The following is a 16,652-nucleotide window of genomic DNA, read 5'->3' as shown; positions in this document are numbered from 1 at the left end:
AACTTATAAACCGGGACGATTTTCTCCATATTAAATGCTACTAATATATGAGGAAACAAAATGAATGAAATCGTTCTCATTGCTCTAAAAAGACCTTATACCTTCGTGGTCCTCGCTATTCTAATCCTGTTCTTTGGGATACAATCAATTTTCAAAGCCCCTACTGATGTTTTTCCAAACATCAAAATTCCGGTTATCTCGGTAGTATGGGGCTACCAAGGCATGCTTCCTGAAGATGTTGCCGGAAGGATCACTTACTTTTTTGAAAGAGCATTAACAAGTACTGTAGAAGGGATCAAAAGTATTAATAGCAGATCCTATTACGGAAGTAGTATTATCAATATAGAATTGCAACCTCATACTGATCTCGCAGGTGCAGAAGCGGAGGTGGCTGCAATTTCGCAGACAGTGGTCACTTCCTTGCCTCCGGATATTTCTCCTCCTATGATCATGAGATTGGAAGCTTCTTCCGTTCCGGTTGCAATGCTTCAAGTCACATCGGAAAAGATGACTCCTGCAGAACTTTATAACCTCGCCTTCATGAGGATACGTTCCTTACTCGTTACGATCCCTGGCGCAATTATTCCTCAGCCGTATGGAGGAACTCCAATGCAATTATTGGTCTCACTAGATAAACAAAAACTTTTATCTAGGAACCTGTCGCCTATGGATGTATTCAAGGCGTTCAATGAACAGAGTGCCGTATTGCCTGCGGGAGACCAGAAGATAGGCAAGACCGATTGGATGGTAATGACAAATGCAATCCCGATCCAAGTAGAAGATTTTAATAATATTCCGATCAAGAGAGTCGGGAATAGCACATTCTTTATGAGAGATGTTGCAAGCGTTGCATTAGGCGGCCCTCCCCAATTAAACTCAGTGCTCGTGGACGGAAAACAATCCGTTTTGATCGTAGTAATGAAGAGCGGTGATGCATCTACTCTAGATGTGGTCGATGGAATTCGTAAAACCCTGCCTAGGATCAAACAAATCTCTCCAGACGATGTAGAGATTAAACTATTAAACGACGCTTCTATATTCGTTAAGGATTCCATAGAGAACGTTGTACATGAAATGATTTTGGCTGCTGGTCTTACTGGACTTGTAGTGTTACTCTTTTTAGGTTCTTGGAGAGCGACTACCATTATCGCTACTTCAATTCCACTTTCTCTCTTAAGTTCCATCATAGGGCTTCATTTGCTCGGAGAATCTATCAACGTAATGACCTTAGGAGGTTTGGCTTTGGCTGTGGGTATCCTTGTGGATGATGCCACAGTGATGATTGAGAATATAGATACTCATATAGAGATGGGTAAACCATTGGAGAAGGCGATCATAGATGCAGCTAACGAGATCGTAATTCCTACATTTGTTGCCACTCTCGCTATCGTAATCGTTTGGTTCCCTCTCTTTCAATTGAGTGGAGTTTCAGGTTGGTTATTCAAGCCAATGGCAGAAGCGGTAGCACTTGCAATGATAGCTTCCTTCATTCTTTCTAGGACTCTTGTTCCTACCATGGCAAAATATTTGCTAACGGCTCACCATTCTCCTGAGAACGGTAAGCACGGATCTCATTCTAAAGGAGCTGCAAAACATATTGCGCATACTGTTTCTAAGAAAACAAATTCTCGTTTCGCTTTTCTTACGGAATGGATCGATTTCTTAATACGTTTTCAAAAAGGATTCGAACATAACTTCACTGAATTCAGGGAACGTTATTATATTCTTCTACAGAAAGTAATAGCGGATCGTAAAAGATTTGTGAAGATATTCTTAGCGATAGCAACCGGATCCCTTCTTCTATTCTATATGAATGGTAGAGACTTTTTCCCTGAGATCAAAGCGGGAACTTTACAAATGCATATGCGTGCACCTTTGGGAACTAGGATAGAAGTTTCCGGAAGGATTGCCACTTTGGTTTCGGAAGATATTAAAAAATTACTTCCTGGCAAGGTAGAGAGTGTTCTTAGTAACTGTGGCCTACCGGTAGGACCTCATAACCTTGCATTCATCCCTACTCCTACAATCGGTTCTCAGGATTGCGATCTAACAATTTCGTTAAAAGATGAAGAATCGCCAGTATGGGATTACAGACAAACTCTCAGAAAAGGATTAAGCGAACTTTATCCAGGGACAGTGTTCACATTCCAACCTGCGGACTTGACTTCAAAGATCCTAAACTTCGGTTCACCCTCTCCAATAGATATCCAAATCAATGGAATGGATCTAGAAAAGAATTTTGAATTTGCTCAAAAACTTCAGGGTAAATTGAAAACAATTCCAGGCGCGGCAGATGTTGTGATCCAACAAACAATGAGTACACCTACTCTGCTCGTAGATGGAAATAGAAGTTTAGGGATCAATGTTGATCTTCCGATGAAATCAGTTGCAGAGAATATGTTACTCGCGACTTCAGGAAGCCAACAGATTGACCAAGAATATTGGATGGATCGAAAGACAGGGCTATCTTATCAAATTAATATTTATGTTCCGCAACCTCAGATGAGAAGAACTGAAGATTTACTGACTGTTCCTGTCAATCGAGGAGACTTACAGGATAATTCAGAAAATGGAATACAACTCTTAGGAAACGTTGCCAATATCACTCCAACAGGAACTCCGGGTTTAGTGACTCACCAAAACCTTTTACCTTTAATCGACGTGTATGTTTCCGCAGAAGGTAGAGACTTAGGAGGAGTCTTAAGTGATGCTCAAAAGATCATGGACTCCATGAAAAGCGAACTCCCGAGAGGAGCTGCAATAGAGATCCTCGGCCAAGCAGAGACGATGAGAAGCGCTTATATCGAACTGATAGGCGGACTCTTTGTTGCAATTCTTCTGGTTTATCTTTTGATCGTGGTGAACTTCCAATCTTGGACGGACCCGTTCATTATCATCACTGCACTTCCAGGTGCATTAGCAGGGATCGCCTGGTCTCTATTTATAACACGCACATATATCTCAGTGCCCGCATTAACCGGAGCGATCATGTGTATGGGAACTGCTACTGCAAATTCTATATTAGTAGTTTCTTATGCAAGAGACCGTTTAGAAGTTCATGGAGACGCAGTAAGGGCAGCTATCGAAGCAGGATATTCTAGGATTAGACCTGTGCTTATGACTGCTTCTGCGATGATCATCGGAATGGTGCCAATGTCCATAAGTAATTCTCAAAATGCTCCTTTGGGCAGAGCCGTGATCGGAGGATTGACTGTTGCGACATTCGCCACACTCTTCTTCGTACCTTGTATCTATGCGATCATCTATAATAACCGTGCAAAAATCCAAAAGGAAAGTTCCAAATGATCCCAACAGTACCTAAAAAGAAACTTTTAACATTATCCACAATCTCATTCGGAGTCATATTTCTGTGCTATATATTCTATCAACAAATACATAGCGCCGAAGAGTTCCGAAAGGAAGCCTTGGAAGCATCCATTCCGAACGTTTCCGTAGTAAGTCCTACACCTCCCAATCCTTTAGAGACGATTACTCTACCTGGAACAGTTCGCGCATGGTATGAGGCGGTGATCTATGCTCAGGTCCCTGGTTATGTGAAGATGTGGTATAAAGACTATGGAGCAGAAGTAAAAGAAGGAGACGTACTTGCACGGATCAAAGTCCCCGCCCTAGATGCGGAATATGCGCAAGCAGAGGCAGACTTAGATTCCCAAAAAGCGAAATACAAACTAGCAGCAGTTACCGCGGATAGATATCTAGCATTAAGAAGTTCTCATGCTGTTTCAGAACAGTCCATTTCGGTAGCTGTAGCGGATAAAAATTCCGAAGAAGCTAAACTGAAATCTGCTGAAAAGAATGTGGATAAGTATAAAGCCAGGATCAATTTCAAAACGATAGTCGCTCCTTTTAATGGAGTAGTGATCCAAAGAAATATAAACGTGGGTGATTACGTAACACAAGAAGGAAATATTGATGATAGCAAAACACCTTCCAACCTATTTACTGTAGCAGATATCCATAGAATGCGTTTATTCGTTTCTGTTCCGGGAACTTTCGCTTATTTATTGAAGCCTGGACTAACTGCGGAACTTACTGTGCAACAATTTCCGAATCGAAAATTCGTAGCAAACTTCCTTACTCTCTCTAAAGGTTTCGACCTGAATATGAGAACGGTAATTGCAGAATTCACGATAGATAATAAGGACAGATCCTTATGGCCCGGTTCTTATGCGCAAGTGACTCTCACTGCGCCTGTTAAGAAAGATCTTTTGACAATACCTTCCAGCTCTTTGGTCTTCGATGAAAACGGCACTCAAGTTGCAACTGTCACCCAAGATAATAAGGTTCATTTCAAACCGATCACTGTGAACAAGATCATAGATTCTATTATAGAAGTAAGAGACGGAGTTAGCACAAACGACCGAATTGTGAATAATCCTTCTGCCTCTTTATTGGAAGGAGATCAGGTTAGAGTGGTAGAACCAAGAACTGGATACACCTCTAAGGAAGAAGGTTCAAAACTTGAACCAGTAGCATCCAAATGAACCGATCTCAAAAAATAAATAAAACAAAAATGCAAAACATCGTCGTAGGACGATGCTTCATGCTTTTATCATTGGCTGTCTTATTGGTTTCCTGTTTGAATGGCCCTGCATTCGATCTTGCTCCTAAATACTTAAGTCCCGATTATGTGGTCCCGGATTCTTGGAGCGGATCCGGTCCTTTTGTAAAAGCAAATCCCTCCGAAGGAGAAGCGATACAAGCAGATTGGTGGAAACTTTTTAACGATCCCGTATTAAACAAATTAGAAGAACAAGCAATCGCTGCGAATCCAGATTTGCAAGCTGCTGCAGAAAGATTTGTGCAAGCAAGAGATGCAATGCTCAAAGTCCGTTCCCAGTTGATCCCTCATCTTGGAGTCGGTTTAAGCGGATCCAATAATAAACAATCTGACAATCGACTTTTTAGAGGAGCAGGAGAAGCAAATCAAGAAGGGACCGCTACCTTAGGAGGGATTGCTTCCTGGGAACCTGACTTTTGGTCTTCTATCAGAAATTCCACAAGAGCACAAATTTATAATGCACAGTCGGTGGCCGCAGATTTTGCCTTAGCTCGTTTAAGTCTGCAGGCAGAACTTGCTGCTGATTATTTTACTTTTAAAGGTTTGAATGCTCAAGATACAACATACCGTCAATCGATAGAATTTTATGAACAATCTTTAAATCTTGTAAATGAAAGATACAAGGGAGGCATCGCACCAGAACTGGACGTGCAGAGAGCACAATATCTTCTTTCCAGCACCCAAGCAAAACGTTTAGATATACAATCTAAGATGAGAGTAACTGAGAATGCGATTGCTATCCTACTCAATAGAGCTCCGTCCGGGTTCAAGATCCCCCCAGTGGAAGAGATCCATGTAGTTACGTTTAAAGTACCGGCTACTCTTCCATCCACCCTATTAGAACGTAGACCTGACATCGCTTCCATGGAGCGCAAAATGGCATTAGCTAATCGTAATATAGGAATAGCTCGAGCAGCATTCTTCCCTAATATTTCTTTTAGTGCAGGAGGAGGATTCGAAGGAGGAGTTAATTTAGTCCAACTCGCCAATAGCTTCTGGTCTTACGGTTCCACAGTTTCTCTTCCAATTTTTCAAGGCGGATATCGTAGAGCTCAATTACAACAGGCATGGTCTGCATATCGAGAAACGGAGGATATTTATCGTTCAACAGTTTTAAACGCATTTAGAGAAGTGGAGAATGGACTAACAGAAACTACTTACATGTCGGAGCAATCCCAACGACAGGACCAAGCAGTCGATGCCGCATCCCAAGTACAAAATATGACAATGGCGCTGTACAAAGGCGGCTTAAGTAACAGTTTGGAATTGATCTATGCCCAAGTAAATACTTTAGATGCTCGAATCGATGCAATTCTTGTTAAGACAGAATTAAACAGAGCTTCCGTTAGATTAATTAGAGCATTAGGCGGTGGTTGGAAAAACACTCAATTACCTACTGATGATGAGATCCAACCTTTCAATATATTCGAATATACTAATTCTAAAAAACCGGACGCCGCAGGCGGGATAGATGTAAACGCTGACGAGGAAAACTCTCAGAATAAGAATTTAACTGCACCCGTTTTAGATAAGTGATCCTGCATTGCTAAGAATAACCAGAGAAGGAACATCAGTCACTTTCTCTGGTTTTAAACTCTTCTATATCGATGAGTGCATGGAATTTTCGGATCACTTCTTCGTCGAACCCTGAATCATGATTGAGCCTATTTAAAACATCTCTCTGGAATTGAAGAAGTTCTAAAAATACGTCTCCATATTCTTTTCTTTCGCCACTAAGAGTTCCCGACATCCCCTTTAGCTCCTCTTCAAAATATCCTAATTCTGTTTTTAAACGGGAGATCAGATTTTTGAGATGTTTATTTTTACGAGAGCCACTCTTACTCCTATCTTCTAAATAATGAAGAGACTCCATAGCCAATTTTTTCTGGATCATCACTTCTTGTCTGTGTATAGGAACGGGAGTTTGAAAATCCTCTACATTCAATTTTCTAATAAGCCACGGAAGAGTCAGTCCGTTAAAGATCATAGTAGTCAAGATCACTACGAATGTGATAAATAAGATCAAATTCCGATACGGAAACGGAGTCTCTCCGATTGTGTATAATGGAATAGAGAGCGCTGCCGCAAGAGAAACTACTCCTCGGATCCCTGCCCATCCAAGTACGATTGGGATTTTCCATCCAGGATTTACTTCCGTAACTTCAATAAAATTGCTCATGATGCGAGTAAAACCGGATGTGCAAAGTGCGATAATGACCCGAGTCGCAATCAAAGCGAATGAGATCAGAAGTCCATAGAGGATTGCGCTCTTTAAACCTATATCACCAAGTTGATTTACGATAGTTGGTAACTGTAAACCGATCAACAGGAAGATCAGCCCATTCAGAATGAATACGATACTATTCCAAACATTCACACCTTGGATACGGCTCGCGTAACTCAATAGGCCTTGACGCTTACTAGAAAGAAGAAGTCCTCCACACACCACGGCAAGAACACCGGAAACATGAAAATGTTCCGCCAAATAATACATACAGTAAGGAGTTACAAAAGTTAAAACGATCTCTATACTTGGAGTAAGAGGAAGCCATCGATGTATTGCGTAAAATACAAGACCAACTGCCAAACCGATCAATGAGCCTGCAATCACAACCCAAACAAAACTAAAAGTTGCCTCTTGAAAATTAAACTGCCCGGTAATCACAGCTGCCAAAGCAAATCGAAACACGATCAAAGAAGAAGCGTCGTTCAACAGACTTTCTCCTTCTGCGATACTTACAACAGACTTAGGGGCCTTTGTCTGTTTCATAATAGTAACGGCAGAAATAGAATCAGGAGGAGATATAATCCCTCCTAATAAAAAACCGATCGCTAACGTAAATCCAGGGATCAAAGAAGTGGAGATCAAAGCAATCAAGCATGAAGTGATGATGACTATAGGAAATGCAAAACCTGCAATGATCCTTCTCCATTTCCAAAACTCTTTCCAGGAAATTTGCCAAGCTGCCTCGTACAATAATGGAGGAAGGAAAATTAAAAAAACAAGTTCAGGAGTAATTGTAATATTTTGGAAGAACGGAATTGTACTGACAACAAGTCCGCCGATCAAAAGAACAATTGGATAAGCAAGTCCCAATTTGTTGGCAATCACGACCAACCCAAGAATGATCAAAATTAAATAAACGTATTCAACTAGGATGTTTTGCATCTGTTCCTGTTTTTGTTGGAGAATTAACAGATCATCAAGAACCTTTTCATCTACTCAACAACTTTACAGTCTTGTAGTTTTCTATTCGTCAGTTTGTGTTGACTTCTCTCACTAATCTAGAATTCTTTGGTGTGCTCAAATTCAAATATTATTCTAGTCTAATCTGTATCTTCTCACTTAGTTTGTTTGCTACACCTGCGGAAGCATGGTGGAATCACTTTCTATTCAACCGACCTGCACTCGAAGCTATGCCAGAATTGGTATCAGCACCTAAGGTAAAGGTTGAATCGATCGAAGATTTTTTAATTAAAGAACAAGACAAACTTATCCCTCTTATGAGGGATATGGAGAAAGAAGCAAATCTCAACTACGATAAAAGCGCTCCTCTTCCGGAAGCACTCTCATTCAAAGGTGGAGACAGAAAGACGATAAGGAATCATTTTCTAAGAGCGCTTAGGTTGAATACCGGAACACCGTTAGGTTATTTTTTGCAACATCTTCCGGGACATTCTCCTCTCGGAAAAAAATCCGACCCCATGACAGTGAGCATCTATGGAGAGAGGGATCTGAAACAAGATTACGAATTTTATGATATTCGAATAGGAGATCTTGTAAGCCCTTTAGAGGTGCTTGCGACAGCAGGCGATGAACCGGATTTCGGACTGGACCTGAATCTATTTGAAGATAACGGAGAAATTTTCGGAAAAGATTACGGTTTTGGAATACAATCCTTTGGGGATCCCAAGGTCTATTATGCAACTCAAGTGCCGTTTCATATAGGTTACTATCATGAATCTCCTATCATTTTCGCTGCGGCTGGATTTCTGACCCGCACTTATCCTCAGTACAGAGTATATCAATTCATGACACTTTCTCGTTATGCTTTTCAGACTGGGCATACGTATTGGGGATATCGGTTTTTAGGCTGGGGAATGCATTATATTGCAGATTTGACTCAACCTTACCATTCCAGAGTCCTTCCAAATTTTGGAACGATCAGTATGCTTTGGATCAATCTAAAGGCAATTCTTGGATTTGAAAGCGCCAAAAACGATGCAATCGATAGGATCTCCAATCGTCATACTACTATCGAAAAATACCATTTTAGTACATTAAGAAATGCATATAGAACTAAAAATTTAGCTCATCCATTTATTCTAAGTGTGAAACAAACCGATCTGGATAATAACTTTGGCAATTATGATCATACTTATATCGTAGATGTAGTAACAAGACAGAGTTACGATATATCAGATCGTATCGACGCTCTTATAGATGAATCGAATCTGCTAAACGGCTTTTCAGAAGGCAAACTTTTACCGGAGATCAATCAAAAGTCATTAGTGGATCTAGATTCTACAATTACGGATCATATGAAAAGTGTTGGCTCTCATATCCGTAATTATGTTAGAGCAGGATTGAAGTACGATTAAGGAAAGAATAACACTCTAAAATTAGTTGCATCAGCAACCCATACTCCGCAAGGAGCCACAGCTACCGCAGGAACACCACCAACTAGTTTATCGGATACGGTCATTGTGGAATTTGTGGTCACAAAGTCCGGCTCTCCTAGAACATTATCCGCTGCTTGACCGTTTGAAAATGGAGGAGAAAAGCGGACTGCCCTTTGGTTTCCATTATCAGCTACCCAAAGCGCTCCATTTGCAGCAAAGCTTACTCCATTCGGATTTGATAAGGTAGCTTGATTCGTAGCGGAAGTAGCGGTAACAAAATCAGGCTGCCCGATTACAAGATCCGCATTCATTCCGATCGAAAAAGGTGGAGTAAACCGAAGGATACGATGATTGCCAGTATCAGAAACCCATACATGCCCACTAGAATCTACCGCAACCCCAAATGGATTGACCATTCGATTAGCAGCAGTCGCCCCTCCATAGGAAGTGAAATCCGCTTGTCCAAGAACGATATCTGCGTTCATAGATGAAGTCAATGGAGGAGAAAAATGCAAGACCCTGCTATTGAAATAATCCGCAATCCAAACCCCGCCAGCAGAATCTACCGTAACTCCGAATGGGTTATTCATTGTATTTTGAGTAGTCGTGCCAGATCCGGTCCCAAGAGTAATATCAGATGGAGTGCTCGAATTCATTCCGGCAGGAAAGTGGATAACCGCATCTCCTAAACTTAAAGTCACCCAAAGACCTCCACTAGCATCCACAGCTATAGCCCTAGGCACGGTAGAAGCACTTAAAGTAAGTATGATATCTGCATTTTGATTGGTACTCAAAGGAGCGGAGAAGTGCATTACACGGTCATGATTCCCATCCGATATCCAAGCTCCTCCTTGGTGATCCAATGCAAAGCCGTTACCTCCAACTTGGTTTGTACCCGACCCGAAAACATTGCTTGTGAAATCGGGCTGCCCTATAACGATCTTAGCAGATTCTCCTTTCTTTAGGATTCCGCATTCATTTACAAAAGAGCAATTAGTGGAAGTATCGTTCAAAAGATATCTGATAAGCTGGTTTTTGAAGAAAGTATCAGTGGAAGGATCACAAGGGTTTTCTGTGGGAATCGCCCCGCATTGCATGAAGAAGTAAATAAAGAAGCAAGATACTAGAAAGTTTCGAAAACGTAAAACCATGTTCATTATCAGACGAATAGAACTATCCGCTTATTCAATATGCAATGTATAGAAATAAATTAATTTCCGGAAGAAGGTCATATCACTCGTTCAAGGGAGAAGCGCGCCAGGGATAGTAGCGGCATCCTGCGCCGCAACACATGTGGTGAGGCGCAGATGGGAGCGGATAGCCCGGTCTGAGCGAAGCGAAGAGGCGCCCAAATATCAACTATCAGACAAACGCTCGTTCAACTGAAATACAGATCTATAAATATTAAGTATTTATAATATTATCAGAATATTGCATCCTATAGATTTTAAATATATGGACTGTTCGTTCAATATTTTTATCATAACAAACGCTTTAAAAAGAAAAAACTTCAGATATAGAATATAATTTTGGAAAAAAATAAACGGTATATAAGTATCTCCCGTTTAATATCCCACACATATATAAAAAACAATTCGTGATTGATTGGGAATTCAATGGAGAGAATTCAAAATGTTTAACAGAAGGAAAATGAAAATTTTTAGTTCTGTATTGGTGGTCTTTGTTATATTAGCAAGTTGTTCCCCCGAAACAGACCAAGCGTATTTACCTTTCTCACTTCCAAAATCGGCTAAGTCCGCATACCGCTCCGTGATGTCTTTGGCAGTAGCGACCACTCCTCCGGTCGTTCCTCTGAGTACGAACGGTAGATATATTGTGGATTCGAATAATAACCGTTTCAAATTGAAAGCGGTAAACTGGTATGGAGCGAGCGATACTCGTCAAGTAGTGGGAGGCTTGGACAAACAACCTATCTCTCATATTATCTCCTTGATCCAGGAATGGGGCTTCAACTCGGTTAGATTACCTTTTTCTAATTTAATGCTTCATGATGCGAATATTGTCCCGAACGAATATGTGGCGGCTAACCCACAATTTTTCGGTAAGACGGCTTTAGAGATCTATGACCAAACTGTTGCAGCCTTGACTGCGGCTGGAATTGTAGTTGTTTTAAACAACCATACTACTTTCTCCGAATGGTGTTGTGGATTCGACTATAACGGTCAATGGTATCATACAGGATCTTCCTTCGCCTATAACCAAACTCCTGAAATGTGGAAAGCGGATTGGGTTTTCTTAGTGAATCGTTATAAGGATAACAAGTTAGTCGCCGCTGCGGATCTTAGGAACGAAGTGCGCACCCAACGTTTTAACGATACTCATTTACCGAATAGTCCTAACTGGGGCTGGAATAATATAGACGACTGGCGTAAGGCTGCGGGAGAAGCAGGAAATGATATCTTACGTGCAAACCCGGACATAGTCATCGTTGTAGAAGGTATTAACTGGTGGGGTGCGATCCCTATCTTAGGTTCAGGAGAACGTCCTCACTTAAAACCTGTTAGAGATCTTCAAGTCCATATTCGTAATGTGAATAAACTGGTTTATGCCGCTCATAACTACGGATTTATCGGACCTAAACATAACGGTGACGACGCAACATCCGGCGGAAATATCAAATACAAAGATATGGATTTAACTACGTTCCGAAACACTATCACTGACGAATGGGGATACGTAACCGATCCTGATGCAGTCACTACTGCTCCAGTGTGGGTAAGTGAATTCGGAGCTTCTCCAGGAGAGACAAATCCTGCAGATAGAGAATGGCTCAAAAGACTCGTGGATTATTTAATTGAGAAGGACCTTGATTTCGCATTCTGGCCTCTGAACGGAGAAGATGAATGGGGTCTTGTAACTTCCGATTGGTCTCAAACTAAAAGAGGCAACTGGCGTGATGAACATATGGATCGCCTTCTTGCATTCTCCGGTAAAACAGGATCTGTTCCTTATGTGGATCACTTGACCAAGATCGGATTTAACGGTGTAGACGATAACGTAAGTACTATCGATAACGATTGGTTATCAGGTGCTAACAAAGGAACCTGTCCTGATGGGGAACGTCTATTAGGTTTGAGCCGCGATCAAAGAGCACTTTGCAGCGATACAAAGTACGGAAAACTTTGGCATAATGACCGCGCGACTAATGTTCAGGCAGTGTATGAAACTACTACTCGTTACCATGGCACTGGAGATTGGGCCGGCGGATTTACAAAATACGAATGTCCTAACGACTACTATGTTGCCGGAGCTACTAAACATTCTTGGGGAACAAGCGGTATCCTTTGTGCTCATAGTAAGGTTCCTCTTGCCAATTCTTGCCGTACGATTTGGTTCGACAGAGGAGATAGCCGCTCTTCACAACGCGGAGGAGACTGGGCTCCTGGTTCTTATAAAGGACAATGTGCTGACAGCGAATACGTAGCTGGAGTTGCTCAAAGAGACGGAGGAGGAGCCGCACTACTTTGTTGTTCTTCTCCTTTGAGCGGAGAATTACCTTTAGTGTATAAGGCAAAAAATCTTTCTCACCGTATTGGATTCGCGGAAGGTGATGCTTGGGTTGTTACGACAGCTGATCATTGGGCGGATCATATGATCTATGGTCCTTATGATAGAGATCGTTGGGGAACAGGAAATAAAAGAGCGGTATTCCGCATGTTAGTGGATGTTACTAACGCCAATAACGATAAGGTTGTGACCATAGACGTTTACGACGGTCAGGACGTATTGGCGAGAAGGGACGTATACAGAAATGAGTTTGTTGGCCCGGGCCAATACACTAACTTCTCATTAGATTTTAATATCGCACCTGATAAAGCGGATCGTCCTATGGAAGTTCGTGCATGGTGGTTTGACAATTCTTATGTGAAGACTGAAAACGTTACCATTCAAAATAGATAATAAACGTCAAACCTCCTTCGCTTGTCGTTCTTACGTCGACGGAGGAGGTTTTCCGAATGAATTAGTACTTTTCTAAGAATACAGGGATCTCAACCTAAGAGAATGGAATCCCGGAAAATACCTCCCAATTACTGGACTTATACCTCAGAGGAAATGTTCTCTGAAATCGGTTCCGGACCGAGAGGCCTTAGCGAATCCGAAGCAAGGGAACGACTTAGGACATACGGAAAAAATAGTTTCAGCTCTGGCCAAAAGGTCGCCGGAATCGTTTTGTTCCTTAGGCAATTTGCAAATCCCATCACAATAATCTTACTCTTTGCGTCCGGTTTATCCTGGTTTTTAAGCGACCCTACCGACGGAATCATCATCCAATGTATTGTTTTCTTGAGCAGCATCTTAGGATACTGGCAGGAAAAAAGTGCAAGCGATTCTCTTCATTCCTTATTGTCCATGGTTCGATTAAACGCATCAACTATCCGAAACAATGTCGAATCAGAACTGGATTCCCAATCTTTAGTGCCTGGAGACCTGATCCGATTGCGAGTCGGGGACATCATACCTGCGGATGCCTATCTTATAGATTCTGATCGTTTGTTTTTGGATGAAGCAGCATTCACAGGAGAAACTTTTCCAGTGGAAAAAATTCCCGGATCATTACCGGAAGAAACAACATTATCCAAACGATCAAACTTATTGTACATGGGCTCTCATGTTGTTAGCGGTTCTGGTTTGGCTCTTATCTATGCGACCGGAAAACATACTCAGTTCGGAGAAATCTACAAACGATTGAACGAACGAAAGCCGGAAACCGAATTCGAAAAAGGGATCCGCAAATTCGGTAACCTTCTTCTGGAAATTACTTTGGGCTTAGTATTGGTAATCCTGGGAATTAACGTTTTATTGGAAAAACCGATCTTAGACTCCTTCTTATTTGCGTTAGCAATTGCAGTAGGACTTACACCACAACTATTACCGGCTATCATTAACGTAAACTTGGCCCAAGGCGCCAAACAAATGAGCCGAAAAAAGGTAATCGTAAAACGTCTGAACTCCATCGAAAACTTCGGTAGTATGGACGTACTCTGTTCTGACAAAACGGGAACACTGACGGAAGGAGTCGTCAGAGTACATACAAGTGTAGATCCGAATGGGAATCCAAACCAAGATGTATTAAAATTTGCATCGATCAACGCTAACCTGCAGAGCGGTTTCCAAAATCCTATGGATCTAGCAATTAGCCAAGCATGTTCGATCTCATCCGATACGATCCCCAAATCCGGAGAACTCTCTTATGACTTTCATAGAAAAAGGATCACAGTAATTGCCGAGATCGATGGAAAACGTACTGCAATATGCAAAGGTGCAAGCGTTCCCCTTTTGGAGATTTGTGATCGTTATATAGATTCGCAAGGGCAGATACTACCCATTTCAAAAGAATTGGAATCCATCCAAACGGTATACGAAACGTTCAGTCGGAACGGATATCGTACGATTGGGATCGCCGTTAAAGAAATTAATGAGAACGATCCAGTCGACTATGAGATCGAATCTTCCATGATATTCTTAGGATTTGTAGCTTTTTCAGATTCTGCAAAAGTAGGAATCCAAAACACAATCCAGAACTTAAGGGATTTGGGTATACGTCTGAAAATGATTACCGGTGACAACAGATGGATCGCTGAGCAGGTTGCCAAGTCGGTGGGAATTTCCTGTTCATCGATACTTACCGGCCAAGAATTGCAAAGCATTGGAGAAGAGGCCTTAAGAGTACGAGCAGAACAAACAGATGTATTCGCGGAGATCGAACCGAATCAAAAACAAAGGATCATATTAGCGCTAAAAAAGGCGGACCATGTAGTTGGATATATTGGGGACGGAATCAACGACGCTTCCGCACTACACTCTGCTGACGTAGGTATATCCGTGGACTCCGCAGTGGATGTTGCAAAAGAAGCAGCAGATATCGTCTTATTAGAAAAAAATTTGGCGGTTTTATTGGATGGAGTCAAAGAAGGACGCGTAACGTTTGCGAATACCCTCAAATACGTATTTATGGCGACCAGTGCGAATTTCGGAAATATGTTCAGCGTAGCAGGAGCCTCAGCCTTCTTAAGTTACCTTCCACTCCTGCCGAAGCAGATCTTATTGACAAATTTATTAACTGATCTACCGGAAATGACAATTGCTTCGGACGAGGTGGACCAAAACTGGATCATCCGCCCGCGTAAATGGGACATCAAGTTTATCGGCAGATTCATGCTTGTATTCGGCTTCCTAAGTTCCCTTTTTGATTATGCGACATTCGGCCTGTTACTATTCGGCCTTGGGGCGAACGAAACGCAGTTCCAAACCGGATGGTTTATCGAATCAGTGGTTTCCGCGAGCCTAATCGTTTTAGTTATCCGTACTAAAAAAGTTTTTTATAGGAGCAGACCTGGAAAATTACTCTTAGGCGCAACAATTCTCTGTGTTGGTTTTGTATTTGCGATCCCCTATCTTCCCTTCGCGGAAACATTCGGCTTCGGCCGTCTCCCATTATTATTTTACGGTTACTTACTCGGAATAATCTTACTCTACGTAGGCTCGGCCGAATTCGCAAAATTTCTTTTTTATAAAAAAGAAAACTGAAACAACTATCTTTATAGATCCACTATTACTTTCAAAAAAGTAGCAGGGATGGAAACTCCGACGTTACCACTTTGATTTTGCTCATTTGCTAGCTCCATGAGTTGTTTACGTAACTCATGGAGTTTACCGTTCTTCTCCGCCGCCTCAAAAGCGTTCATTGTTGGACCGTAAAATTTTCCGAGTAATTCTATCAAATCTTCCGGGCTTTTATCCTGCGAAATAAAACTATATTTGTCTTTGAGTAAGGAAATTTTTTCCTCTTTCACTCCAGCCCTAACAAAATAATCCATAACATAAGATTTCATTCCCCAAGTCATCGGGCTCACAAAACCTTCCGGAGGCGGAGGTGAGAAGGAAGCGCTTATCTTTAATAATTGAGAAACAAATGAAGTAGGATCATTTGGGATCCAGTTCCCCATTACTATACGGCCTCCCTGCTTTGTAACTCGCACCATTTCACTTGCAACGTCAAACGGTTTAGGAGCGAACATTGCACCGAATATAGAAAGAGTTAAATCAAAAGAATGATCCGGGACTTCTTTTAAATTACATGCATCTCCTTCTTGAAACTTTAGATTGGATAGAACTTCTTCTTTTGCTCGCTTATTCCCTGCATCCACTAAGTTCCTTGCAATGTCTATCCCGACCACTTCTGAGCCGGTCCTTGCAAGTGGAATTGCAGTAGTTCCATCTCCTGATCCTAAATCTAAAATTTTCAACGGAGATTTTATTCCAAGATTGGTTACAAGTTCTTCTCCTGACCTGCGCATCAAAGAAGCGATCTCAGTAAAATCACCTTTCTCCCATAACGTTTTATTTGGATTTTCGGGTTTAGATTCCAAGGCCTGTTTTATCATATAAGTGTAAATCCTATTATAGAGTAGTATATTCTTTCCAA

9 protein-coding genes are annotated in these 16,652 nt (G+C 41.6%); 6 read left to right on the top strand and 3 right to left on the bottom strand.

Features of this window, described 5'->3' with window-relative positions; all coding sequences use genetic code 11:
- Nucleotides 1-60 precede the first annotated feature (60 nt).
- From CH352_RS14345 to CH352_RS14335, 3 genes are read left to right on the top strand one after another with little or no spacing between them, the layout of a single operon-like run.
- Nucleotides 61-3,306 (top strand): efflux RND transporter permease subunit, encoded by a 3,246-nt coding sequence (locus CH352_RS14345; RefSeq protein ID WP_100707619.1) that lies wholly within the window; start codon nt 61-63, stop codon nt 3,304-3,306.
- Nucleotides 3,303-4,505 carry an efflux RND transporter periplasmic adaptor subunit gene (locus tag CH352_RS14340; protein ID WP_100707620.1) on the top strand — a complete coding sequence of 401 codons (1,203 nt, stop codon included), beginning with the start codon at nt 3,303-3,305 and terminating at the stop codon, nt 4,503-4,505. The genes CH352_RS14345 and CH352_RS14340 overlap by 4 nt, the downstream gene beginning before the upstream one ends.
- Nucleotides 4,506-4,564: 59 nt before the next feature.
- Nucleotides 4,565-6,118, top strand: coding sequence for an efflux transporter outer membrane subunit (locus CH352_RS14335; RefSeq protein ID WP_243396386.1), 1,554 nt, complete (start codon nt 4,565-4,567; stop codon nt 6,116-6,118).
- A gap of 34 nt (nt 6,119-6,152) precedes the next feature.
- On the opposite strand, the gene CH352_RS14330 is transcribed toward CH352_RS14335, so the two are convergent.
- Nucleotides 6,153-7,751, bottom strand: a complete 1,599-nt coding sequence (locus CH352_RS14330) for a Na+/H+ antiporter (RefSeq protein ID WP_100707622.1) — start codon at nt 7,749-7,751, stop codon at nt 6,153-6,155.
- 131 nt (nt 7,752-7,882) lie between these two features.
- Here CH352_RS14330 and CH352_RS14325 point away from each other — a divergent pair, with 131 nt between their 5' ends.
- Complete coding sequence (locus tag CH352_RS14325) at nt 7,883-9,184, top strand: phospholipase C/P1 nuclease family protein (protein WP_243396387.1); 1,302 nt, start codon at nt 7,883-7,885, stop codon at nt 9,182-9,184.
- On the opposite strand, the gene CH352_RS14320 is transcribed toward CH352_RS14325, so the two are convergent.
- Entirely contained in the window at nt 9,181-10,218 is a 1,038-nt protein-coding gene (locus CH352_RS14320) for an NHL repeat-containing protein (protein ID WP_243396388.1), read from the bottom strand. The two genes, CH352_RS14325 and CH352_RS14320, sit on opposite strands and share 4 nt — an antisense overlap.
- 619 nt (nt 10,219-10,837) lie before the next feature.
- Here CH352_RS14320 and CH352_RS14315 point away from each other — a divergent pair.
- The gene (locus tag CH352_RS14315) at nt 10,838-13,126 is read left to right on the top strand and encodes a glycoside hydrolase family 5 protein (protein ID WP_100707625.1); all 2,289 of its coding nucleotides are present in this window, start codon (nt 10,838-10,840) and stop codon (nt 13,124-13,126) included.
- 102 nt (nt 13,127-13,228) lie between these two features.
- The gene (gene mgtA / locus CH352_RS14310; RefSeq protein ID WP_100707626.1) at nt 13,229-15,754 is read left to right on the top strand and encodes a magnesium-translocating P-type ATPase; all 2,526 of its coding nucleotides are present in this window, start codon (nt 13,229-13,231) and stop codon (nt 15,752-15,754) included.
- An 11-nt stretch (nt 15,755-15,765) separates the two neighbouring features.
- Here mgtA and CH352_RS14305 read toward each other — a convergent pair whose 3' ends face one another.
- Entirely contained in the window at nt 15,766-16,611 is an 846-nt protein-coding gene (locus CH352_RS14305; RefSeq protein WP_100707627.1) for a class I SAM-dependent methyltransferase, read from the bottom strand.
- Nucleotides 16,612-16,652 lie beyond the last annotated feature (41 nt).

Source organism: Leptospira hartskeerlii (genome assembly GCF_002811475.1).
GTDB classification, from domain to species: domain Bacteria; phylum Spirochaetota; class Leptospiria; order Leptospirales; family Leptospiraceae; genus Leptospira_B; species Leptospira_B hartskeerlii.
The sequence above is the reverse complement of the archived record's forward strand: the minus strand, read 5'-3'. Positions and strand labels throughout refer to the sequence as shown.